This is a genomic window from Helicobacter sp. 12S02232-10 (assembly GCF_002272895.1).
In the GTDB taxonomy this organism is placed as follows: domain Bacteria; phylum Campylobacterota; class Campylobacteria; order Campylobacterales; family Helicobacteraceae; genus Helicobacter_J.
Genome location: NZ_MLAQ01000001.1, coordinates 107343 through 130278 on the forward strand (window position 1 = coordinate 107343; position 22936 = coordinate 130278).

Sequence of the window (22936 nt, forward strand, 5' to 3'; positions counted from 1 at the left end):
TTGTATTCCTCTAAAGCTTTTTAAATCTTAAAAAATCTTTATAAATAAAATATTAAAATTTTTCATATCGTTTTATTCTTGTGTTTGGCGTTCAAGTGCAAGTTGTTCGACTTCTTTGATGAAGACTTCCAATATTTTATCTTCAGGTAATTTACATAAAATTTCGCCGTTTTTAATGATAAGCCCATCGTGATTGCCAAAGGCAATGGCAATATCGGCGTGCTTAGCTTCTCCGATTGCATTAACGGCACATCCCATCACGCTGACGTTTAGGGGTGTTTTGATATGAGAAAGTCTTTTTTCTACTTCTTTAACCGCATCGACTAAATTTGCTTCAATTCTGCCGCAAGTTGGACACGATATAATCGTAATTCCATCTTTTTGCCTCCCGCTATAACGTAAAATTGCTTTTGCAACTTTAATTTCCTCTTCAAGTTCTCCTGTAATAGAAACTCTCATTGTATCCCCAATTCCATCCATCAATAAATTTCCTAAGGCCATTGAACTTTTGATCATTGAATGAAAAATTGTCCCAGCTTCAGTGACTCCTAGATGAAACGGATAATTAACCAAAGGTCTGAGCATTTTGTATGCTTCAATCGTACGTTCTACATCGCTTGCTTTGAGGGATATTTTAATGTTTTCAAACCCAAAGTCTTCTAATAATTTGATATTGTAAAGAGCAGACTCTACCATACCCTTTGGCGTAGGCCCATATTTTTTCTCAAACTGCTTTTCTAAACTTCCGCTATTGACGCCTATGCGTATGGGGATTTGTTTTTGATTGCAAGCATCTGCAACTGCTTTGATTCTGTCTTTTGTCCCTATATTTCCGGGGTTGATACGAATGGCATCCACACTTTGTGCAGCAATAAGTGCAAATTTATATCGAAAATGGATATCTGCTACGATTGGCAGAGGAGAAACTTTTTTGAGCTCTGCTAAAGCATTAGCATCTTTTTCATCACTTACAGCTACTCGAACAATATCGGCTCCTGCAAAGTGGAGTCTATCTATTTGTTTTTTAGTGGCATCTATATCTGCAGTTTTTGTAAAAGTCATACTCTGAACGCTGATAGGAGCATCTCCGCCAATGGGAACATTTCCTACAAAAATTTGTTTAGTGGGGTATCGAGGATTCAACATTGTTTTTCCTTAGATTTTGAAAATATTATAAGCAATATTACGTTTTAATTTATTATTTAATTTAAAATTAAATTTGATAAGGATATAACGCTAAACTATGCTATAATTATACACAAAATTTTCACTCTATATTAAGGTAGCTTCACAACAAAGAACGCTTAATCAAAATCTTTAAATTTGTATTCAAAGCTGGGGTGCTTGTGCTTAAAGTTCGAAACAAAATTAATCTAATCGGTAATGCTCTTGATATTGTTTTTAATAACGGCGAATATTTGCTGGTAGATCACAACTATAGAGTGTATAAATTTTCACTGAAAGAATTTATGTTTTCTTTCAGTAAGCAAGTTGCTAAAAACATTCCTCCACATCATCGTTATTCTAAAGCTATCGGCTGTTCTGCGGATGGTTATATAATTGCTCCTAAGAATAAAAGCTCAATCGGTCGAATTTATAAGCTTGAAAATAACCATATTTTCTTAGCAACTCGTTTGAGATGGCATCAAGCTGATATCAGTGTTTCAAAATTTTCTGAAGATTCCAGATATCTTGCTACGGGCGGGGAGGATGGGAGAGTTTTTATTTACACTCATCCCAATCATAGACTCAACACTTTTTTGCCTCGAAAACCCGATTATATCTCTTCAATTGTTTTTAGCAAAAGTTCAGAAAAAATTTGCTATGCCTCTTATGATTTAACTTTAACGATTTATGATTTAAAAACAGATTCTCAGATGTTTGTCATAAAGACGCCCAGTGTTGTCGAAGATATGACTTTTTTCAATAGGGATCAAAAGATTTTTTATGTTTGCAAAAATGGTGAAGCAGGGATTTTTGACATTGTTTTAAATAAAAATGAATTTGCATCTTGTTTTTCTTCGTGGCCTACAAAAATGATGCTTAATATTGATGAAAATTATGCTTATATAGGCACGCGCGATGATATTTTGTATATCCATCATCTTAAAGACAATACGGTTTTTTCTTCTATAAAGCTTTCATCAAAGGGGGTGACTTGTATCAAAGGATATGAGAATTGGATTTTTATCTGTTTTGCCAATGGGAATATTCAGATTATTGACAGGTTTTATAAAATGGATGAATTTTTGACTTTATTGAATCAAAATGAATTCAAACAAGCCAAAGTTTTTGCCGAAAAGCACAATATTTTGCTTAAAACCTTGCAGGTCTATACAAAAATCAAGAATTTAAGCTGGCAAAAAATTCTCAAAGATGTTATGCAGCTTTTAAACAAAGGGGAAACTCAAAAGATTCTTAATATTACAGATCCTTATTTTGAGGATCCCCAAAAAGAAGAGGAAATAAAACAATATATTCTTGAACAACCTTTCATTCAACAATTTTTGCACGAATTTGAAAATGGGAATTATGGCGCGGCTTGTGAAATTGCTTCAAAACATCCTTGTGTCAAAGATTTCAAAGAATATAAAAAAATAGAGGAATATTTTGAAAATGTTTGTGATATCTCAAAATATTTGGTTTTTCAAGATCCTTTAATTGCAAAGGAAAAAATTCAAAAACTTTTGGAACCTTTTAAAAATATATCCGAAAAAAAAATAGATGTAATGACAATTTTAAATAATTGGGATAAATATTTCTTGGCTGAAAAATACAGCAAAGAAGAAGATTTTCAAAATTATTTTATGCTTGCCCAGCAATGTCCGTTTTTGAAAAAAAGCAAGACATATCAAAAAATGTATTTAAAATGTGAAAATCTTACTTATAAAGTTCAAAACTTCATCTCAAGTAAAGACTATGCAAAAGCCCAAGAATATTTAGATTTTTTACTTGGTGCAGAACCTTTTAAGGAATTTGTGATAAAAAATCAAAATTTTCTCAATAATATAGAACTTTTTTACGAGAAATGCAAAGCAAAAAATTATGCCGAATGTTATAAAATGCTTGAATTATATCCCGAAATGGGGGCATCTGAAGAGGCAATAAAGCTTTATGAAGAAATTTTTAATATTTTTGAAGAAGCCAAAAACACTGCTCAGAAAGGCGACACGGTTCAAACATATACTAAAATACAAAAATTTTTTTCCGTGTCAAGTTGGAGAAATAAAGTTAATATCACAATGAAGATAGCCTATTTGTATGAAATGCACGAAGCTCTAGGAAAGAAAGATTTGCAAATTGATTGGGAAAAAAGCATTAATCAATATGTATTGAGATATGGCAAAGATGATGAGATTAGGGATTTTTGTAAACTAGAAGAAACATTTCAGTATTTTCTGGATAATATTGCAGAAACTTCTAAAAAAAGGCCTAATGAAAATATTAACCATATACAAAGTATTATTTTCATAAAGAATACTGAAGGTTAAAATATGCACGAATACTCCGTAGTTTCCTCTCTTATCGAACTTTGCGAAGAACACGCCCGTAAAAATAATGCTTTTAAAATTGAAAAAATAGTCGTTGGCATTGGTGAAAGGAGTGGTATGGATAAAAGCTTGTTTTTAAGTGCTTTTGAAACCTTCAGGGAAGAATCATCTGTTTGTAAGGATGCAGTTTTAGATATCATAGAAGAAAAAGTTGAACTTGAATGTAAAGATTGTAATTTTCGCTTTACTCCACAAAATATTGATTATGGTATATGTCCGCATTGTAAAGGGAAGAATCTAGATATTATTAAAGGGCGGGAAATGAATCTTTTGTCTTTAGAAATGATTGGAGAAACCGATTAAAATGGAAGATAAGCAAATTTTTCAAGATTTTATTGAAAAAAGTTCCGACATCAAGGAAAGTTGGGAAATAGCACAGCTCTTTGAAGAGGAAAGAGAGAAATTTAAACAAGAAATATTTTCTTATAAACAAGATATTTTGCAGGCAAAAAAAACATTAAAAAAAATGCGTCTTCAAATCGCAGATTCTAAAGATAAGATTGAAAAGTTTGAAGAGTTGAAAAACCAAAAAATTAGCGAAATTGAAGCAATTAAACAAGATCTTTTCAAACAAAAAATCAAAAAAAATATTTCTAAACTGAATCACGAAAAATATCAAATCATCAATGAAAAAAAAGAAGAAATACTCCCCAAACCTTTAGAGACTGTTGATATTTATCTCAAGGATGGATCGGTGGCCAAAGCCCGACCTGCAAAAAGAATTTTTACTGATAATTTATATAAAAAATACCGCGTTATTTTGAAAGAAAATAAAATACTCAAAGAACAAATTTTAGAATTCGAGTTGGAAAATTCAAAACTCAAAATCGAACTAAGAGATTTTTATGCAGAAGACATTTTAAAATCAAACCGATCTTCAAGGGAAGATTGAATGCAAAAAATTCTTATCAGCGCTCTTGAGCCTAGTTCAAACATACATTTAAGAGAACTCAAAAAATATTTGAAAAACGTTGAATTCATAGGTATTTTTGAAGAAGACTTGGGAAATCCAATTTATAGTCCGAAAGAATTTGCAATTATGGGTTTTGGAGATATTTTGGGAAAAATAAGTTTTTTTTACAATGCCAATAAAAAAATGGCTGATTTAGCAATGCAGGCAGATATGGCACTTTTGATGGATGCTTCTTCGTTTAATATTCCTTTGGCAAAAAACATCAAGCGTTTGGATTCTAAAAAACCCATTATTTACTATATTTTACCTCAAGTTTGGGCGTGGAAAAGCTGGAGGGCAAAAAAGATTGAATACTATTGCGATAAGCTTGGAGCTATATTGCCTTTTGAGACTTCATTTTATAAGAATAAAGTCTCTTATGTCGGTCATCCTTTGCTAGATGAAATCCATTATCAAAAACAAAGCATCGCGGGGGAGGGGATTGTATTTATGCCTGGAAGCAGAAGAGGGGAAATCAAAAGAATATTCCCGATTTTTGCACAAGTTGCAAAAAAACTTATCGATAAAAAAAAGATTTTAATTGTTCCTCAATGTTTTGAAAATATGAATTTAGAATCAATTTATGGGGAAGAAATCAACCTTTTTGAAATCTCTTTCAATGCACATCAAAGTCTTTATGAAGCAGAATTTGCTTTTATTTGTAGTGGCACTGCAACCCTTGAAGCCGCTCTTATAGGAACTCCTTTTGTGTTGGCTTATAGGGCTAGAAAACTTGATTTTGCCATTGCAAAGTTTTTCGTAAAACTTTCCTATATAGGACTTGCAAATATTTTTTATAATGCTTTAAATGGTGAAAATCCTGGGAGAGGAAAAACAAAACTCCATCAAGAGTTTATCCAAGATGAACTCAGTGTTAAAAATCTTTTGGAGGCATATGATAAAACCGATAAAGAAAAATTTTTGATAGAATCCGATAAGATAAGACGATATTTAAAACACGGCAGTGCTAAAAATATTGCGGAATGGATAAAATTAACGTTAAATTAAATTCCAATTTTATATGATTATGGTTTTAGTTTAGGAGATAGTAAATGAATAAAGAGCCTATGAGCCAATACGGGTATGAGAAAATTTGCACCGAACTTAAAAATCTTAAAGAAGTTGAACGTCCCAATATTGTCAAAGAAATTGACATCGCTAGACAGCACGGAGATTTGAAAGAGAATGCTGAATACCACGCTGCAAAAGAAAAACAGCTTTTTATAGAAGCTAGAATCAATGATTTAACTCAAATATTAAATAATGCCCAAGTTATAGATCCTGCCACTCTTGCTCATCACAAAGTAAGCTTTGGGAGTACTGTGAAAATTTTAAATCTTGATAATAATAAAGAATTTTCTTATACAATTGTTGGGAGTGTGGAGAGTGATCCTACTAGAGGGTTAATATCGTTTGGTTCTCCCATTGCCAAGAGCCTAATAGGAAAAGAAAAAGGCGATGAAGTCAGTATCAAATTCCCTTCAGGGGAAAGTGATTTTGAAATATTGGAAATATCTTATCAAAAAATCGAGTTTGAAAAATGAAAGTAAAAATTAAAAAACTACACCCTGATGCTATCATTCCAAAATATCACACTCAAGGAGCAGCAGGCTTTGATTTTTGCGCTCTTGAAAACTCCATTATTTTAGCCGGAAAAATTGGGTTGATTAAAACTGGGCTAAGTGTATCGATGGAAGAAGGATATGAACTTCAAATCAGACCTAGAAGTGGTTTGGCATTAAAACATTGTGTGAGTGTTCTAAATTCTCCCGGAACTATCGATAGTGACTACAGAGGCGAAATTATGATTATTTTAATCAACCATTCAGACGTTGATTTTGTAATTTCTGCAGGAGATAGGATTGCTCAAGGCGTTATCAATAAAATTTATCAAGCCGAATTCATTGAAGTAGAAGAACTTGAATGCACAACAAGAGGGAGTGGCGGATTTGGAAGCAGTGGTATAAAATAAGTTATGGAGGAGAAAATCTATGGGAATTAAAAATAACATAAAACAGATACAAGAAGAGTTTAAGGGAGATGAGAAAATTTTGGAAAATGCCTTTAAACTTGAAAGGTTGTATTATAAATATAAATATTTATTGTTAGTCGCTGTAATCATTTTAATTGTTTGGTTGGGGTATTATAATTTTTCCAAATATGAAGCTCAAAAGCACGCACAAAAAACAACTGCCATTTATAATGAATTATTAAAAAATCCTCAAAATCAAGCTCTTTTAGATGAATTGAAAGCAAGTTCTACGGATTTATATGACCTTTATATGTATGCTCAAGCTTTAAAAAACAATGATGAAAAAATCCTTGAATCTTTAAAAAACTCCAAAAATCCAATTATTAAAACTTTGGCAGATTACCAATATGCCTCTTATTCCAAAAATCTCATCGAGCTAGAAAAAACAAATGTAACTCCAATGAAAGATTTTTCTATTTTGCAGGAGGCTTATTTACTTTATGGTCAAAACAAAATTCCTCAAGCAAAAGCTTTGCTAAATCAGATAGAAAGAACATCTTCTGTTTTTCAGATTGCTTCTATCTTAAAACATTATGGAGTTTGGATGTCCCAATCAAAGGATGATTCAGATAAAAAATCTACAGAGGATAAAAGTGAAAAACAATAAAAACGTTTATTTTATACTTGCAGCAATAATCTTTTTTGTCGGATGCAGTTCAAAAAAATATTTTGAACCTCCAAGAATTGCTGGTTCAATTAAATTTGACCATGAACTTAAAAATAAAATAGATGCTTCAAACCGGTTTGGAGCTGTCTTAAACAACGGAACCGTGATTGATGCAGATGGAATTACTTATTTAAAAATCAACAAAAAATCTGTATTCCTCAATGAAACTAACGATTACTATATCATTGCCCAAGATTGTCACAATATAGAGTTGATCAATAAAAGTACTCAAAAGTCAATAATCATTCCAACAGCGACTTGTCCTCTTGGGGCTTCTATAAAAAATGATTTGCTAGGAATCATTCTTGCTGATAATTCGGCAAATATCTATGACATTAACACAAAAAATATTCTTTTTTCTCAAAAAGGTACGTCTAGTCTTGCGATTAATTCTTTAGTAGCTGCCCCGGTTTTTTTAGATACATTAGTTGTATTTCCAACTCTTGATGGAAGACTTTTGGTCGTAGATGTCAAGAATTTTGTCCCAGTTAGAAATATTATTATTAATAGTGAAAAATTTTTTAATAATGTAACTTATTTGGTTGCAGATGGTGAAAATATGTTTGCTGCAACAGGAAAAAGACTAGTCTCAATCATCTCCGGACAAGAATTTAGCTATGATGGAGATATTATAGATATTTTGTATAACGGTCAATATGTTTATATTTTAACGCTTGAGGGACAAATTATTCAAATGGATAAAACGCTTCGGGAGGTCAATAAAATAAAATTGCCCTTCGCATCTTTAAATGCCATTGTTATTGTCGGGAATAAACTTTATACTATTGAAAAACGTGGCTATTTGATTGAGGTTGATACAGTGAATTTTAACTATAAAGTGTTTGAAGTTAAAAGTTCTCTAGGGAGAATGAAACTCAATAAAATGAATTTTTATGATAAACACAGAATTTATTATGACAAATATTATCTTGACTTTGACAAAGAGCACTGATGATACTTTGCGATATCGGGAATACTTATATTCACTTTTGTGATAAATATCGTATTTGGAAAAATCAACCTGAACGCATTGATAAAGAAAAGCTTTATGCAGATATTTATTATATCAGTGTAAATGCCGAAAATGAAAAAAAGCTTCTCAAAGCATATAAAAATTCTTACAATATTGCTAAAATAATTGAATTTGACACTTCTTATGAAGGTCTTGGAATTGATCGTAAAGCTGCGTGTTTAGGTGTTAATGATGGTGTTGTGATCGATGCGGGGAGTGCTATTACTGTAGATGTTATGCACGAAGGAAAACATCAGGGTGGATATATTTTGCCCGGATTGGTAACTTATACTAAAGCATACAAACAGATATCTTCTGCTTTAGATAAACAAATAAATTTTGGAATTTCTTTAGAAGAAATGCCCTTAGATACTCGTTCTGCAATTAGTTTTGGAATGTTAAAGAGCATTGTGTCTTGTATTGGAGACACAATTAGGGATAAAAAAGCTTATTTTACCGGAGGAGATGGAAAATTTTTGGCAAAATTTTTTAAAGAATCTATTTATAATGAAATGCTTGTTTTTAATGGTATGCAGATTTCTATTGATAGGGCATTGAACAAACATAAGGAGAAAGAATGATCACAGTCGCTCTGCCCAAAGGAAGAATCGCAGATGAAACGTTGGAATTATTCAATAAAGTATTTAAACAAGATTTTGTTTTTAAAGATAGAAAATTAGTTCTTGAACATATGGGGTTTAAATTTTTACTTGTGCGTAATCAAGATGTACCTACTTATGTCCATTATCAGGCTGCTGATATTGGAGTAGTGGGTCTTGATGTTTTGGAAGAACATGAATCAGATTTGATCCGATTGCTTGATCTTGGCATAGGAAAATGCAAGGTTGTCTTGGGTTCTGCAATTGGCAAAGATATAGATTATCGCAAGCCTCGTGTAAAAATCGCTACAAAAATGCCTCATATTACAATGAAATATTTTTCAAAAAAAGCAATTGCCATAGATGTGATAAAATTATATGGTTCTATTGAATTAGCGCCATTAGTTGATTTATCTGATGGAATCGTCGATATTGTAGAAACAGGAGCTACAATGAAGCAAAATAATCTTAAGATAGATGAAATCATTATGGATTCAAGTGCTTATCTAATCGCCAATAAAAATAGTTTTTATAATAAAAAACAAGCTATTCTTGATTTGCAGTCTGAATTTCAATCTCTTGTAGGATAAAAATGAAAAAAATATTTTGTTGTATTTTTTGTTTTACTACCTTTCTTTTTGCCCAATGGCAAATGTTTAGCGATAAAACTGACACATATATTTATAATACGACCACTGGAGAAATTTATATTCGATACAAAAAAAATGGAAAAAACTATGAAGATTTGTTTGTAAAAATGCCCAAAGGCATTATCCCAGAAAAACAAAACAATCTTCCATCTTCTTTGGAACCCAAAAAAGATGATGTAGCCTTGGAAGCGATTAAGAAAGCTAATGAGTTGATGAATCACTCCATAGATGGAGGATTGTAATGGAAAAATTAGATTTACTCTCTATTTTTATCATTGCATTAAATATGTCTTTGTCCCATTGCATTTGGATGTGTGGGGGCATTGTTATTGCTTATTCAAACGGAAAAATTCATCAAAATTCAAATGGTTTTTATCAGATCTTTTGCCACACCCTTTATAACTTAGGCAGAATCACTTCCTATATGATCATCGGAGGAATCAGCGCTTCAATAGGGTATGGTATTGCAGTATCAACGGGTACAAAAGGTTTTTTATTTATCGCCATTGGGATTCTTTTGATTTTGTTTGCTTTTTTATATATGTTTTTTCCAAAAGCAATTGCTTATATTGAACCTTCACTTTCAAGAAATTCAAAGAATAAGCTCTCTGAATGGTTTCAGATATCCTTTAAATGGCTGATGACTTCGAAAAATTTATGGAGCTTTTATGGATTGGGGATTTTAAACGGGTTTCTTCCTTGCGGAATGGTGTATTTTTTTGCTCTTAGCGCCGCACTTGCCCCAAATGTTTTGATGGGAATGGCTACGATGGGAGCATTTGGAATTGCAACTTTTTTACCGATGTTTATACTTGGATTTGTGTCGGGTAAATTTATAACCTCTTCTTGCAGAAGTTTTTTTATGAAGCTATCTTTTATCTTAATGTTGTGTTTTGGAGGATATAGTATCTATAAGGGTATTTTAATGTTTGAGGGAAAATCAATGCATTCTATGCAACACCATCAGAAAAAATCTTCTGAAGAAATCATTATTATGAATCATCCTAAACATTCTGAGGATATGCAATGAAAGCTGTATTTTTTGATAGAGATGGGATTGTAAATGAGGATTTTGCCTATGTTTATGAACCTGAAGAATTTATTTTTATGGAAGGTATTTTTGATTTACTTAAATTTTGCAAAGAAAAAGGGTTTTTGTTACTTTTGACTACGAATCAGTCGGGTATAGGCAGGGGATATTACACTCTTGAAGACTTTAAAGAAGTGACACGCTATATGCAAGATGAATTAAAAAAAAGATTGGGTTTTGGATTTGATAGCATTTATTTTTGTCCTCATGATCCCAAAGAAGATTGTTTGTGTCGCAAACCCAAACCCGGAATGATAGAAAAAGCAAAAAAAGATTATGATCTTGAACTTGATAAATGTTTTATTATTGGGGATAAGATAACAGATATGCAAGCAGGTGAAGCCGGAGGGGTTAAAAATAAAATCCTCTTAAAAAAAGGCAATGAAAAAGCTTCTGGAATAGAAAATGTTCATATCGTATTTTCTCTCAAGCAGGCTTTAGATGTTATGAATAATTTATTGGGAGAAGAAAATGAGTTACATTGAAAACACTTTAAAAGGAAAGACGGTATTAATAACCGGTGGAGCAGGTTTTATAGGCAGCAATCTTGCCTTTTATTTCCAAAAAAATCACCCTGAAACAAAAGTTATTGTGTTTGATAAATTTCGAGATTCCCATACTTTTCCAAGTGGAAATCCGACCTCATTGGGGCATTTTAAAAATCTTATCGGCTTCAAAGGAGAGGTTATTATAGGTGATATCAACAATTTTGGGGATTTAGAGACAATAGAAAGTCTGAATTTTGATTATATTTTTCATCAAGCTGCCATCTCAGATACCACGGTTTTAGATCAAGAATTAGTAATGAGAACTAATTATGAGGCATTTTTAAATTTGCTTGACATTGCTTCAGATAAAAAAGCTGTTATGATTTATGCCTCATCAGCTGGAACCTACGGCAATTCTCCAGCTCCAAATGGTGTTGGAAATGGTGAAGAACCTGAAAATATTTATGGATTTTCCAAACTCTGTATGGATCAAAATGTTAGAAAAATTCTTCAAAACAATCCAAAAGCTCCTATTATTGGACTAAGGTATTTCAATGTTTATGGGCAAAAAGAATTTTACAAAGGCAGGACAGCTTCAATGATTCTCCAACTTGGATTGCAAGCTCTTGAAAATAAAAAAGTTAAAATTTTTGAATTTGGCGAACAAAAACGTGATTTTGTCTATATTGAAGATGTTATTCAAGCCAATATAAAGGCTATGGAAGCTAAAAAAGGCGGTATCTATAATGTCGGTTATGGAAAAGCAAAGAGTTATAACGATATTATAAAATGTCTTAAAAATGAGCTTGGGGAATTTGAAGTCCAATATATCAAAAATCCTTATAAGTTTTTTCAAACGCACACTGAAGCCGATATACAAGAAACAATAACAGATTTAAAATATGAACCTAAGTTTGATTTAGAATCAGGAATTAAAAGCTATATAAGGCAAATCAAAGAAATTTATGAAGGGATAAAGTAAATGTTTGGACTTGATAACAAAACACCTCGTATTCTTGTAATAGGGGATTTGATGATAGACCATTATGTTTGGGGAAAATGTGAGCGCATATCTCCTGAAGCACCAGTTCAGATTGCTGAAGTCAAAGATGAAAGCAATCGATTAGGTGGGGCTTGTAATGTTGCTAATAATCTTTTCTCTTTGGGCGCAGCGGTTAGTTTGTGTGGGGTTATAGGAGATGATGATACTGGCAGATGGTTGGTTAAAAATCTTGATTTAAGAGGAATTGATATCAGTAATATTTTTATTCTCCCTAATCGTCCCACCACAAAAAAAACACGTGTTATTGTTTCAAATCAACAAGTTTTAAGGGTTGATAGAGAAGATAAAACTGAAATTCCTGAAAATATTTCATCTGAAATAATAGAAATGATTGAAAACAAAATCTCAAATTTTGAATGCATTATTTTATCTGATTATAATAAAGGTGTTTTGAACGAAGCGCTAACACAACGCTTGATCAAGTTGGCAAGAAGTGAAAATAAACTCATTTTATGCGACCCAAAAGGAAAAGATTATCAAAAATATGCAGGAGCCACCCTTTTAACTCCAAATAAAAATGAAGCTCAAATAGCTACAAAAATTGATATCGTTGATGATAAAAGCCTCACTGTAGCCTTAAAGTTTCTAAAGGATAAATATAAACTTAAGATTTCTCTGATTACCCTAAGCGAAGATGGTATAGCACTGCTTGATAAAAACGACAAATTGATTAAAATCCCTACCATTGCTAAAGAAGTTTATGACGTTACGGGGGCTGGGGATACCGTCATAGCAGCCTTAGGATTTGCCCTTTCTGGAGAGCTTGATATTTATAAGGCTTGTGAATTTGCCAATGCCGCTGCAGCTGTAGTGGTTGGTAAAGTAGGGAGTGCGACAGTATCATATGCTGAAATTGTTCAGTATATGCATTCCAGAAATCAGTCAGATTGCAATGATAAAATTCTTTCAAAATCTTCTCTTTTGACCATATTGCAATCATTGAAAAACAAAAAAATTATTTTTACCAATGGTTGTTTTGATATTCTTCATAAGGGGCATATTTTTTATCTACAAAAAGCAAAAAATTTAGGGGATATTCTGATTGTTGGTTTAAACAGCGATGCTTCAGTAAAAAAGCTCAAAGGAGAAAAAAGACCCATCAATTCCCAAGATGATAGAGCATTTGTACTTGCTGGTCTTGAAAGTGTGGATTTTGTTGTGATTTTTGATGAAGATACTCCTGAAGAGCTCATTGCTTCTATTCGGCCTGATGTCTTGGTTAAAGGGAAAGATTATGAAGGAAAAGAAGTAGCCGGAACAAAATATGCCAAAGAACTTAAGCTCGTAGATTTTGTCGATGGAAGATCGACCACAAGTATTTTAAAGAAAGTCAAATCGCTATAAGGAATTTATAATGAGACAATTTATAGAAAACGAATTTTTAGCCCATTTGGAAACAATTAAAAAGAGTTTAGAAATTTTAGGAAGCGATATTCAAAAAACAGCCGAAATTTTAAATGCATCCCTTTCTGAAGGAGGAAAAATTCTAATTTGTGGGAATGGGGGAAGTGCAGCTGATGCTCAACATTTTGCCGCTGAACTTAGTGGCAGATACAAAAGAGAACGCAAGGCACTCGCTGGAGTTGCTATCACCACAGATACATCTGCACTTACTGCTATTGGAAATGATTATGGATTTGATTATGTATTTTCAAGACAAGTAGAAGCTTTGGCGAATCCAAAAGATATTGTTTTTGGAATTTCTACAAGTGGAAACTCAAAAAATATTTTGAATGCATTTGAAATAGGAAGAAAAATAGGGTGTAAAAATATTGGATTAAGCGGGAGAGGCGGAGGAAGAATGTCTGAAATCTGTGATTTAAATCTTGTTGTTCCAAGTTCAGACACACCGCGTATTCAAGAAACACATATCTTGATTATTCATACGTTGTGCGATATGATTGAGAGTGCATTCGCTTAAAAAATCTTTCAGAGATTTTATTTTTTCTTAAATAAAACTAAGAAATAATATGAAACTTTTTAGCGCTAAGTTTTAGCGATACTATTTTTAGACTTTCATATCAATTCAAATCTAAAAATAAACTTTATCATTATTTGGAGTTGTTATGTGGCAAGATTTTAAGCAAAAATATCTTGTTGGATTTTGGAATCCGTTACCTGCAGTCATTGCATTGGGAATTTTATCCACCTATTATTTTGGATTGAGCGGAAGTTTATGGGCGGTAACCGGAGAATTTACACGTTGGGGAGGGCATATACTCCAACTTTTAGGGGTTGATATTGATAAATTTAGTTATTATCAAATACAAAATATGAGCGGCACTCCTCTTAGTAGAAATGATGGTATTATGGTAATTGGAATGTTTTTAGGGTGTTTGATTGCAAGTCTTTGGGCAAATAACTTTAAAATCAGATTTCCAAAAAATAAAATCAGAATTGCTCAAGGTTTCATAGGCGGTATTATTTCGGGATTTGGGGCAAGACTTGCAATGGGATGTAATCTAGCAAATTTCTTTACAGGAATTCCTTATTTTTCGGTACATACGTGGGTTTTTACCATATTTATGATTATAGGGGTGTATATCGGCACAAAATTTATCAGTTTGCCTTGTTTTCTCCCAAAACTTAAGATTGAAAAAGTAACTTCTCAAAAACCACTTGTTGCAACAAAAGGAAGGGCAAAATTTTTATTTTTGCTTGGTTGTGTTATTTTCTTGATTTCTATATTTTGGATGGTATGGCTCACTTATTCTTCTCCTATTCCTCAAAATAAAACATTTCCTATTCTTGGGATGGCTCTTGGTTTTGGTATTTCTTTTGGTTTTATCATTGCGAGGGCTCAGATTTGTTTTACTTCAGCCTTCAGAGATTTATTTATGACGGGGCGCTCACAAATGGCAAAAGCCGTATTTATTGGAATGATGGTCTCTTCGATTGGTGTTTTTAGTTATTTGATGCTCGGCAATGCTCCAAAGCTTTCTTGGATGGGTCCAAATATCGTTTTAGGTGGATTGTTGTTTGGTTTTGGAATCGTTTTAGCAGGAGGATGTGAGTGTGGTTGGATGTATCGCGCAATTGAAGGACAGGTTCATTATTGGATAGTCGGGATTGGTAATGTTATAGGAACAATGATTCTTGCTTTGAGTTGGGATTATTATGGAGAGACTTTGGCAACTTCGTGGCCTAAGATAAATCTTTTGGAAATTTTTGGTAATTATGGAGGATTGATTGTAAATTATATACTCTTGTTTCTGGCTTTTTTTCTTATATTATGGACTCAGAAAAGATTTTTTAACAAAAAAATATCTCAAAATATAAAAGGTATTTAAATGCATAACAAAGAAATTATCCCCGATTATCGTTTAGATCTCCAAGGAGAACCCTGCCCATACCCTGCAATAATAACCCTTCAAGAACTTCCAAAACTTTATGATGGAGAAATATTGGAAGTTTTAAGTGATTGTCCCCAAAGTATCAATAATATACCTATTGATGCTAAAAATCACGGTTACAAAGTATTAAAAGTGGAACAACAAGGCACTACGATTCGATACTTGATTCAAAAATAAGTTTTGATTATGTATTTTCTTTTCTCACTTGGGTAATACTTTTTCCTCCAAGTCCATAATTATCAGTATCAATTTCATCAATGATTACAACCATAGAGGCTTTATTTTTCTTTAGTACAGAATGAAGCAAATCCGTAACACCGCTTATAAGCTCTTCTTTTTGTTTGGCAGTAGGCTCTCCATTTTCTTTGGTAATTCTAATATTAACAAAAGGCATTTAATTTCCTTTAGCAGATGGATCAAAAACGATAGTCTTTTGGGTAAAAACCAAAAACATTGAGATAAAAATTCTGTAGAATATGATCGATATCGGTATTTTTAAAATAATCCGAATATGCTGTTTTTGCTACAAATAGAGACATTAATGCAACTCTAGGACCTGTTCCATCAAAACTCGGCATTTTATATACTTGTTTATTTTTGATGGCATTTACTGATTTGAGGGCCGGAATATGCAATATATCATCGACGCTATAAGGACTAAGCCACCAAATAAAAATTATATCGGGATTTTCATTTACAATGGTTTCAATAGAGACTTCTGCTCGATCATACTCAATATATTTTTCTCCAATATTTTCTGTAGCAGCATATCTGAGCATATCGCCCACAATACTTTCTTTTCCGCTGATAACATTGGGTTTATGAAACATAAAAATAACTCGTTTTTTCTTTTGAATATTTTTGGTTTGTTGGGCAATGATTTTAAATATCTTATCCATTTCTCCAATAGTAATTTTTATTTTCTGAGTTTTTCCAAATAAAGACGCCATAATACTTAACTGTTCTTTTACTTCAGTAATGCGATAAGTTTGAAAAGATAAATATTTTAAACCAAATTTTTTACCAAAATTTATATTTTGAACACTTCGAGTGCTTGAAATGATAATATCAGGAGATAACTGAAGAATTTTTTCAATATTTCCTAAAGTTGCAGAATTGATTTTATAGATATTTTCAAGATAAGGATTATTGATTTGATTCACATCAATCCTAAAGGCATATTCATCAAGACCTACAACCTTATCCCATATTCCCAATACCGCAGGCAATTCTAAATAAGTTCCTGAGATGATCACTTTTTTAACAGGTGTATCAAAAGATTGCGTACCAAAAAAATCTTTTATCTCAATTGTAACTCCAAAAAGATTTGAAAATAAAAAAACAATATATAGACTAAAAAGTTTGAGAAATTTGTGCATAAAAAGATGCTCCCGGAGCTTCATAATTATTAAAATACAGGCTATTAGTAAAATTCAGAAAGCTGATATTGACATCAAATCCTTTAACAAAATGATAACCAATTTTTGCATCAAAATAAAGTTGTTCATCGTAACTGCCAAAAGTATGCCTGCTTCCCCAAATATTAAAATCTTTATATGCTCGAGATTGATAAGTTCCTTGCAAGGAGCCATAAAATCCTGTCGGTAATCCGTATAAAATCATCAAATGTGCCATATGTTCAGGAATCATAGGTAATTGCTTACCCTCTAAAGAAGGATTTGCATCGTTTTTAATCATTTTTGGATTTGTCCAAGTATAATTTGCCAAAATATTAATACCAAAGCCTATGGGTTGGTTATATTCAATCTCTATTCCGTTTATTCGAATATGGCCAGCATTTTTATTTTGTTTGATCAGTTTGTTTGTTGCTGTATCTGTGCCTAATGTTTGAGCATAGATGGCATCTAAAATATCACTCTGATAATAATAAATTTTAAATAAGCCATTTTTGAATGTATTTTGTTCGATCCCCAAATCAAATGCTACGCCATATTCTGGTTTAAGATCAGGACTAAAAATCCATTTATATTTGGCTTGAGTGTTAAACATCTCTCTTGTTGTTGGAGCTCTAAATGCTGAACCTACCTCAGCTTTTAATAAGGTAGTTGCAAATAGTTTATAGTTAATGGAAGCTTTTGGAGAAAAAGCACCTTTGCCATTGACGGAAATATCTTTCCTTGTTTGGGCATCTAAATCATTGAACACATTTGTCATTTTCCAAAAATCATACCTTGCTCCAATCGTTGTGCTGAGTTTGTCATTCCAATTGCTGTTTAATTGGAGGAGGGGAGAAATATACCACGTATTGCCTCCAAGTCCTTTTTGATAACTCCCTTCCTTGAAGGTTTTGTAATTCTCTGAAGAATAGCTTTTGTTACTAAGATTCAAAAATCTCCCTTGAAGGCCTAGTGTTAAGTAATGTTTATCAAATTCCATATTATACATCACATCCAAATAATTGCTTGAAGTTCTTAAATCCTGTATGCCTCCATAACCCTTTTCAATAGTAGGGTATTGTTTGTCTGGAGAAGTTGTGGCACCATTATATAATCCAATCATATCTACACTAGAAAGTGTAACGCTCAAAGTAGATTTATCAAAATAATGCTTATGTGATATTGAACCCAAATAATTCATATAATTACCTATGCCTCCATAAGGATTTTCTACAAATATATTTGGCAAAGTTCCTCCACCATAAAAAATCTGATTGTCCTTTATGAGATTTGAATGAATATCAATATATTTATATACATAATTAGCCACCATAAATGTGATACTTGTCGTGTCTTTATCATTCCAGTCATACTCAAGCTTTATCCTACCATTTTGTGAAACATAAGCTTGTCTGCCAATATCTCCGCCAATATATTGGTTTTTATCATAAGGACTAAAACCACTGACACCATTATCGCTTAAAGTTTTATATTGAGAAGCACTAAAAAGGGCGGGCGTAAGGGGATAACCCTGAGTAGCGTTGAATCCGTAATTTGCTTTAATGCGTAATCTTTTATCTAAAAAAGTATCGCCGAGACTAAAATATCCTCTGAAAAGGTTTTTATCTGCACGGCGTTTTTCAAATTCATTCCCATATCCCAAAGAAGCTTTTGCTTCAAAATGTGTGGGCATCGAAGTCATAAAATTTACCACACCTCCAATGGCTCCAGTTCCATAAAGACTTGAAAAAGGTCCTCGAACAATTTCGACTCGATCAATATCTTGATAAACGATTTGAGAAAGTAATCTTGCTTCCCCGTCCATATCGCTCAATATAACACCATCCATCAAGACTAAAGCGCCATTTGTGATCCCGCGCATCATAATAGCTGGGCGTATATTTAATCCTGCATCATTTGGGATATAAATACCTGCACTGTTTTTGACGATATCTGTAATTTTTTGAGGACTTCTTTTTTGCATTTGTTCTTTATCAATGACATCAACATTTCCAGGTACTCTATCCACCTGAGTTTCAAATCTTGTAGCAGTTGTGACTTGTCTTTGAAGCTCATAGATATCTTCTTTTGACTCTAAAAAATTGATTAATAATAATGCCAATCCAATGTATCTCCATTTCAAATTCAATCCTTGCAATAATATTTTATTACTATATTAAAAAAAATATTATTAAGTATTACTGAAATTGAAAGTAATTATTTCCAATCTTCTCCGATACCAAGCAAAATGCAATGGTTAAAATCAGGCAGTACGCAATAGGCGTAAAGTTCGCTTCCTATCCCTAAAAATTCGAGATCACTCAAATATCTTCCATCGAATTTAAGGTAAAATATTTTAGCTTTTTTGTTTTCTACCTCCGAAGCCAAGATACCACCAATTCCAACTCCTCCAAGATGGCTATATTTAATAAACTCTTTAAGTATAAAATGACTTAAAACAAGTTCGCCTGCGAAATACTTTTTTTGCATATTTTCAAGTGTTGCATAAACAGAATGCTCAATAATTTTTCTTCCTCTAAAAACAGGATATTGCCCACGTTGAGATTGTATTTTTACCTGTTGGTAATATGAGTCGAGTATTTGATGTTCTTCTTTAAGATAATCAGACGCATTTTTGGCACCTGAAAGGAAAAATTGGCAACATAAGCATATAACTGCCAAAATTATTTTTATTTTAGAAAGCAATGTTAAGTTCAAAGCTCCCGAAATTATGAGGTTCAGCCTGATTTCTGAAAGTTTTGCTCCTATGGGTATAGGTATAGGCAAGTCGCATTCCTCGATATAAAACTGCTGCACCTATTTCCCCATCATAAACAAAATATTTCATATCTAATCCTGTAGGAGTACCAAAACTATTGCCTTGTATAAAAATATTTCTGGCTTGATAACGACCTGAAATTCCTCCGAAAATATAAAATGAAAATCTATCATTATAAGCTTCTCCACCACTAAAACTCGAATTTACCTTATTGACTCCAAAGTCAGAATCTAGGTTGTAGCCTATGCGAAGTCGAGTGCCAATCTGGACATGTGTGTCCGCATTTCCCAATGCAACATCAAGACCTGGAAGAATATCAGAGGTAATAAATCTTGAATCCCATAAATAAATTTTTTTAATCAACTGATAGTTGAGATTAACAATAAATTCATTTCTCAATTGATGGCTCCAGCCATAGAAAACAGGATTATTAGTTAGATAATGGATAAGTTTTTGGGTTTCATAAGCAAGTGCAGAAGGACCTACCATTCCTAGTGATAAAAAAACACTTTCCAAAATACTTTCACTCCGGTGATAAACCCCAAAATTCAAACGCAGATAACCTGAATAAGGATGGTCAGGAGAGTTTGGAATCAAAACTCTAGAATGGGGAGTATAAATATCTTGTATTACAGAAATATTAAAACGTGTCATTTTGATTTTATTCCATCCGACACTTAAATATCGACTCCAAGCCATCAATGAATCACGATCCTCGCACTCAAAATTATATTCTTCGCTAGTATAGCCAAGACTTGTTCCAGCGGTATAGTATTGGTCAATGTACTGATTGGCATAGGCATCATTTTCGCTAAGCAGATTAACAAATTGTTTTTTATAAGGAGTTAATTCTGTGTCACACACATCATTAGCCAAACCTACAGTAACCCCAAAAAATAATATAAATACCGATGTAAATTTTTTCATATTTTTGCCTTAATCTAAATTAAGCTTTGTTCGAAAGCTTTCAAAAAATATTTCCTTTGCTTTTGACATATCAATAGTAATAGAATCGATTTGAATTGAGTGATCTGAATCCAAAATCTCTCCAAGCAAGCAAACAGGAATTCGAAATTTTTGCCCTAATTCCGAAAGAATTGGGAAATTTATAGGAGAAATTTCAGCAATCACGCAACTTTGAGATTCACTAAAAATCATTTCTTTTTCGAGTTTTTGAATGGAATTGAATGATGTTTTTACCCTAATGCCTTTATTGCCAAATAATGCCATTTTTGCCAATGTTATTGCAAGACCACCTTTCCCGATATCTTTAGCCGAAACAATCAAATCATTATTAAAAGCTTCTAATAAAAATTTCCATAATGAAGCTTCTTTTTCCAAATCAATCAAAGGGATTTTTCCATTACACTCTTGATTGATGATTTTTTGAATTAAGCTTCCTCCAAAATCTCTATCTAAACCACCTAAAAGCACCAAATGATTCCCTGTTTTTTTTAAGCTCGAATCAATAACTTTACCTTTTATGGTTCCAACTGCCACGATTGTTGGAGTAGGGTAAATGTCTTTGTCTTCGGTTTGATTATACAAAGATACATTCCCGCTAATCACGGGAGTCTTGAGAATTTCACAAGCCTCTTTGATGCCTTCACAAGCCTCTTTGAATTGCCACATTACCTCAGGATTTTCCGGGTTTCCAAAATTGAGGCAATCACTAATTGCTAAGACTTTTGCTCCTCTTAAAACACAATTCCTACCAGCTGTTGCAACAGCAATCTTTGAGCCACCCTTAGGGTCAAGATAACAATAACGGGGATTGCAATAAACATTCATTGCCAAAAAAGAATTATTTTCTTTTACGCGAATGACGCTTGCATCGCCTTTTCCACTTCCTATGATCGAATTTGTTCCTACACTCCCATCATATTGAGAATAAATCCAAGATTTATCGCAAATTTCAAGACTTCCAAGCAAAGTTTCAAAAATTTCTTGTTGAGAAAGAGAAGTGCCTGCATAATCTTTTTTAACCAAATCGACAAGATAGTGCGGTTTGCTTAAAGGTCTATCTAAAACAGGTGCATTTTCACTCAAATCTCTCACCGGAATTTCAGCGCATTTTTCTCCTTGCCAAAATAATTCCATATTGCCACTATCTGTCACTTCTCCTATGATCTCTGCATCCAATTCCCATTTTTTAAATATCTCTATAACTTCTTGTTCGCAATCTTTTTTAGCACAGATTAACATTCTCTCTTGTGATTCGCTAAGCATTAGCTCATAAGGTCCTAACCCTGCTTCTCGCATTGGAACCTTATCAAGATGCATTATCATACCACTCCCGCTACGTCCTGCCATTTCAAAACTCGAACTGGTTAAACCTGCAGCTCCCATATCTTGAATCCCAACAATCAAATCTTTTTGAAAAAGTTCCAAACACGCTTCTAATAGTAGTTTTTCACTAAATGGATCTCCGATTTGCACCGTAGGTCGAAGAGATTTGGAATCTTGTGTGAAGCTATCACTACTCATCACAGCCCCTCCAAGTCCATCAGCACCGGTTTTACTACCGACATAAATAACAGGATTTCCAATTCCTTCAGCCTTACCATAAAATATTTCACTACTTTTTGCCACACCCAAAGTAAAAGCATTTACAAGAATATTTCCATTATAGCAAGCCTCAAAACTTGTTTCTCCTCCGATTGTAGGAACACCCATACAATTCCCATAATCTCCAATTCCAGAAACAACCCCTTGAAGTAAATAGCGGTGTTTTTTTCCTATTCCATCATCTCTATCAACCTCTCCAAAACGAATCGAATTCAGGCTTGCCACAGGTCTAGCGCCCATTGTAAAAATATCCCTCATAATTCCCCCTACACCTGTTGCTGCTCCTGCGTGGGGTTCTATGAAACTTGGATGATTATGGGATTCTATTTTAAAGACGGCAGCATAACCCTCTCCGATGTCAATCACACCCGCATTTTCTCCTGGTCCTTGTATCACCCAAGGAGCAGCAATAGGAAAACCCTTCAAGTATTTTTTGCTGGATTTATAACTACAATGCTCGCTCCACATTGCCGAAAATATAGCAATTTCAAGCAAATTTGGTTCGCGAGATAAGACTTTTTTGATTTGCTCATAATCATCTTGGGTTAGCTTATGATTTTTAAGCACTTCGGAAATATTTTTTATTTGTTGCGGGGCTTTTTCCATAGTTTTCCTCAAATATTTTGTATTTTTGATAAATGTTATGTTTGGAGTTGTTTTACCAATAAGAATTTTATCTAAAATCCTCAAGAAACAAAGAAAATTAGAAAAAATCTGAAATTTTATAAATTCCTA

The 22936-nt window shown here is 32.9% G+C and carries 25 protein-coding genes; 18 read left to right on the forward strand and 7 right to left on the reverse strand.

Features of this window, described 5'->3' with window-relative positions; genetic code table 11:
* Positions 1-72 precede the first annotated feature (72 nt).
* Complete coding sequence (ispG, locus tag BKH41_RS00525; protein WP_095296460.1) at positions 73-1146, reverse strand: flavodoxin-dependent (E)-4-hydroxy-3-methylbut-2-enyl-diphosphate synthase; 1074 nt, start codon at positions 1144-1146, stop codon at positions 73-75.
* A 200-nt stretch (positions 1147-1346) separates the two neighbouring features.
* Between ispG and BKH41_RS00530 the strand changes: the two genes are divergently transcribed.
* From BKH41_RS00530 to yedF, 18 genes are all read left to right on the forward strand, one after another.
* A complete protein-coding gene (locus BKH41_RS00530) occupies positions 1347-3491 on the forward strand; it encodes a WD40 repeat domain-containing protein (RefSeq protein WP_095296462.1) in 2145 nt (714 codons plus the stop codon).
* A gap of 3 nt (positions 3492-3494) precedes the next feature.
* Entirely contained in the window at positions 3495-3854 is a 360-nt protein-coding gene (gene hypA / locus BKH41_RS00535) for a hydrogenase/urease nickel incorporation protein HypA (protein ID WP_095296463.1), read from the forward strand.
* Between the two features lies 1 nt (position 3855).
* Entirely contained in the window at positions 3856-4443 is a 588-nt protein-coding gene (mua, locus tag BKH41_RS00540; RefSeq protein ID WP_095296465.1) for a nickel-binding protein Mua, read from the forward strand.
* The gene (lpxB, locus tag BKH41_RS00545) at positions 4444-5511 is read left to right on the forward strand and encodes a lipid-A-disaccharide synthase (protein ID WP_095296467.1); all 1068 of its coding nucleotides are present in this window, start codon (positions 4444-4446) and stop codon (positions 5509-5511) included. It abuts the gene before it with no gap.
* A 44-nt stretch (positions 5512-5555) separates the two neighbouring features.
* Positions 5556-6047: a transcription elongation factor GreA gene (gene greA / locus BKH41_RS00550; RefSeq protein WP_095296468.1), complete on the forward strand. Its 492-nt coding sequence runs from the start codon at positions 5556-5558 to the stop codon at positions 6045-6047.
* Positions 6044-6475, forward strand: a complete 432-nt coding sequence (gene dut, locus BKH41_RS00555; protein WP_095296470.1) for a dUTP diphosphatase — start codon at positions 6044-6046, stop codon at positions 6473-6475. The genes greA and dut overlap by 4 nt, the downstream gene beginning before the upstream one ends.
* 19 nt (positions 6476-6494) lie before the next feature.
* Positions 6495-7142 carry a hypothetical protein gene (locus BKH41_RS00560; RefSeq protein ID WP_095296472.1) on the forward strand — a complete coding sequence of 216 codons (648 nt, stop codon included), beginning with the start codon at positions 6495-6497 and terminating at the stop codon, positions 7140-7142.
* Complete coding sequence (locus tag BKH41_RS00565) at positions 7129-8154, forward strand: PQQ-like beta-propeller repeat protein (protein ID WP_257875354.1); 1026 nt, start codon at positions 7129-7131, stop codon at positions 8152-8154. The genes BKH41_RS00560 and BKH41_RS00565 overlap by 14 nt, the downstream gene beginning before the upstream one ends.
* Positions 8154-8795, forward strand: a complete 642-nt coding sequence (locus BKH41_RS00570; protein ID WP_095296476.1) for a type III pantothenate kinase — start codon at positions 8154-8156, stop codon at positions 8793-8795. The genes BKH41_RS00565 and BKH41_RS00570 overlap by 1 nt, the downstream gene beginning before the upstream one ends.
* On the forward strand, positions 8792-9403 hold the full coding sequence (gene hisG / locus BKH41_RS00575) for an ATP phosphoribosyltransferase (protein ID WP_095296477.1): 612 nt from the start codon (positions 8792-8794) through the stop codon (positions 9401-9403). Before BKH41_RS00570 ends, hisG begins: the two co-directional genes overlap by 4 nt.
* Before the next feature lie 2 nt (positions 9404-9405).
* Positions 9406-9705, forward strand: coding sequence for a hypothetical protein (locus tag BKH41_RS00580; protein WP_095296478.1), 300 nt, complete (start codon positions 9406-9408; stop codon positions 9703-9705).
* Positions 9705-10493: a sulfite exporter TauE/SafE family protein gene (locus BKH41_RS00585; protein WP_095296479.1), complete on the forward strand. Its 789-nt coding sequence runs from the start codon at positions 9705-9707 to the stop codon at positions 10491-10493. Before BKH41_RS00580 ends, BKH41_RS00585 begins: the two co-directional genes overlap by 1 nt.
* Entirely contained in the window at positions 10490-11038 is a 549-nt protein-coding gene (locus BKH41_RS00590) for an HAD family hydrolase (RefSeq protein ID WP_095296480.1), read from the forward strand. The genes BKH41_RS00585 and BKH41_RS00590 overlap by 4 nt, the downstream gene beginning before the upstream one ends.
* A complete protein-coding gene (rfaD, locus tag BKH41_RS00595; protein ID WP_095296481.1) occupies positions 11025-12023 on the forward strand; it encodes an ADP-glyceromanno-heptose 6-epimerase in 999 nt (332 codons plus the stop codon). The genes BKH41_RS00590 and rfaD overlap by 14 nt, the downstream gene beginning before the upstream one ends.
* Entirely contained in the window at positions 12024-13448 is a 1425-nt protein-coding gene (rfaE1, locus tag BKH41_RS00600; RefSeq protein WP_095296482.1) for a D-glycero-beta-D-manno-heptose-7-phosphate kinase, read from the forward strand.
* A gap of 10 nt (positions 13449-13458) precedes the next feature.
* Positions 13459-14025, forward strand: a complete 567-nt coding sequence (gene gmhA, locus BKH41_RS00605) for a D-sedoheptulose 7-phosphate isomerase (RefSeq protein WP_095296483.1) — start codon at positions 13459-13461, stop codon at positions 14023-14025.
* Between the two features lie 145 nt (positions 14026-14170).
* Positions 14171-15394 carry a selenium metabolism membrane protein YedE/FdhT gene (gene yedE / locus BKH41_RS00610; protein ID WP_095296484.1) on the forward strand — a complete coding sequence of 408 codons (1224 nt, stop codon included), beginning with the start codon at positions 14171-14173 and terminating at the stop codon, positions 15392-15394.
* Between the two features lie 15 nt (positions 15395-15409).
* Positions 15410-15634 carry a sulfurtransferase-like selenium metabolism protein YedF gene (gene yedF, locus BKH41_RS00615; protein WP_343286803.1) on the forward strand — a complete coding sequence of 75 codons (225 nt, stop codon included), beginning with the start codon at positions 15410-15412 and terminating at the stop codon, positions 15632-15634.
* A 7-nt stretch (positions 15635-15641) separates the two neighbouring features.
* Here yedF and BKH41_RS00620 read toward each other — a convergent pair whose 3' ends face one another.
* From BKH41_RS00620 to purL, 6 genes are all read right to left on the reverse strand, one after another.
* Positions 15642-15851 (reverse strand): 4-oxalocrotonate tautomerase family protein, encoded by a 210-nt coding sequence (locus BKH41_RS00620; protein ID WP_095296486.1) that lies wholly within the window; start codon positions 15849-15851, stop codon positions 15642-15644.
* 22 nt (positions 15852-15873) lie between these two features.
* Positions 15874-16836, reverse strand: a complete 963-nt coding sequence (locus tag BKH41_RS00625; protein ID WP_180762681.1) for an ABC transporter substrate-binding protein — start codon at positions 16834-16836, stop codon at positions 15874-15876.
* Entirely contained in the window at positions 16811-18976 is a 2166-nt protein-coding gene (locus BKH41_RS00630) for a TonB-dependent receptor (protein WP_143428675.1), read from the reverse strand. Before BKH41_RS00630 ends, BKH41_RS00625 begins: the two co-directional genes overlap by 26 nt.
* A 95-nt stretch (positions 18977-19071) precedes the next feature.
* Positions 19072-19572 carry a hypothetical protein gene (locus BKH41_RS00635; RefSeq protein ID WP_180762682.1) on the reverse strand — a complete coding sequence of 167 codons (501 nt, stop codon included), beginning with the start codon at positions 19570-19572 and terminating at the stop codon, positions 19072-19074.
* Positions 19550-20560: a lipid A deacylase LpxR family protein gene (locus BKH41_RS00640; RefSeq protein ID WP_095296490.1), complete on the reverse strand. Its 1011-nt coding sequence runs from the start codon at positions 20558-20560 to the stop codon at positions 19550-19552. The genes BKH41_RS00635 and BKH41_RS00640 overlap by 23 nt, the downstream gene beginning before the upstream one ends.
* 9 nt (positions 20561-20569) lie before the next feature.
* The gene (gene purL / locus BKH41_RS00645) at positions 20570-22807 is read right to left on the reverse strand and encodes a phosphoribosylformylglycinamidine synthase subunit PurL (protein ID WP_095296491.1); all 2238 of its coding nucleotides are present in this window, start codon (positions 22805-22807) and stop codon (positions 20570-20572) included.
* Positions 22808-22936 lie beyond the last annotated feature (129 nt).

Excerpts from the sequence above, each read along its gene's own strand:
- ispG (WP_095296460.1), bottom strand. The coding sequence starts at position 1,146 with ATGTTGAATCCTCGATACCCCACTAAACAAATTTTTGTAGGAAATGTT.
- hypA (WP_095296463.1), top strand. The coding sequence starts at position 3,495 with ATGCACGAATACTCCGTAGTTTCCTCTCTTATCGAACTTTGCGAAGAA.
- mua (WP_095296465.1), top strand. The coding sequence starts at position 3,856 with ATGGAAGATAAGCAAATTTTTCAAGATTTTATTGAAAAAAGTTCCGAC.
- lpxB (WP_095296467.1), top strand. The coding sequence starts at position 4,444 with ATGCAAAAAATTCTTATCAGCGCTCTTGAGCCTAGTTCAAACATACAT.
- greA (WP_095296468.1), top strand. The coding sequence starts at position 5,556 with ATGAATAAAGAGCCTATGAGCCAATACGGGTATGAGAAAATTTGCACC.
- dut (WP_095296470.1), top strand. The coding sequence starts at position 6,044 with ATGAAAGTAAAAATTAAAAAACTACACCCTGATGCTATCATTCCAAAA.
- BKH41_RS00560 (WP_095296472.1), top strand. The coding sequence starts at position 6,495 with ATGGGAATTAAAAATAACATAAAACAGATACAAGAAGAGTTTAAGGGA.
- BKH41_RS00570 (WP_095296476.1), top strand. The coding sequence starts at position 8,154 with ATGATACTTTGCGATATCGGGAATACTTATATTCACTTTTGTGATAAA.
- hisG (WP_095296477.1), top strand. The coding sequence starts at position 8,792 with ATGATCACAGTCGCTCTGCCCAAAGGAAGAATCGCAGATGAAACGTTG.
- BKH41_RS00580 (WP_095296478.1), top strand. The coding sequence starts at position 9,406 with ATGAAAAAAATATTTTGTTGTATTTTTTGTTTTACTACCTTTCTTTTT.
- BKH41_RS00585 (WP_095296479.1), top strand. The coding sequence starts at position 9,705 with ATGGAAAAATTAGATTTACTCTCTATTTTTATCATTGCATTAAATATG.
- BKH41_RS00590 (WP_095296480.1), top strand. The coding sequence starts at position 10,490 with ATGAAAGCTGTATTTTTTGATAGAGATGGGATTGTAAATGAGGATTTT.
- rfaD (WP_095296481.1), top strand. The coding sequence starts at position 11,025 with ATGAGTTACATTGAAAACACTTTAAAAGGAAAGACGGTATTAATAACC.
- rfaE1 (WP_095296482.1), top strand. The coding sequence starts at position 12,024 with ATGTTTGGACTTGATAACAAAACACCTCGTATTCTTGTAATAGGGGAT.
- gmhA (WP_095296483.1), top strand. The coding sequence starts at position 13,459 with ATGAGACAATTTATAGAAAACGAATTTTTAGCCCATTTGGAAACAATT.
- yedE (WP_095296484.1), top strand. The coding sequence starts at position 14,171 with ATGTGGCAAGATTTTAAGCAAAAATATCTTGTTGGATTTTGGAATCCG.
- BKH41_RS00620 (WP_095296486.1), bottom strand. The coding sequence starts at position 15,851 with ATGCCTTTTGTTAATATTAGAATTACCAAAGAAAATGGAGAGCCTACT.
- BKH41_RS00625 (WP_180762681.1), bottom strand. The coding sequence starts at position 16,836 with ATGCACAAATTTCTCAAACTTTTTAGTCTATATATTGTTTTTTTATTT.
- BKH41_RS00640 (WP_095296490.1), bottom strand. The coding sequence starts at position 20,560 with ATGAAAAAATTTACATCGGTATTTATATTATTTTTTGGGGTTACTGTA.
- purL (WP_095296491.1), bottom strand. The coding sequence starts at position 22,807 with ATGGAAAAAGCCCCGCAACAAATAAAAAATATTTCCGAAGTGCTTAAA.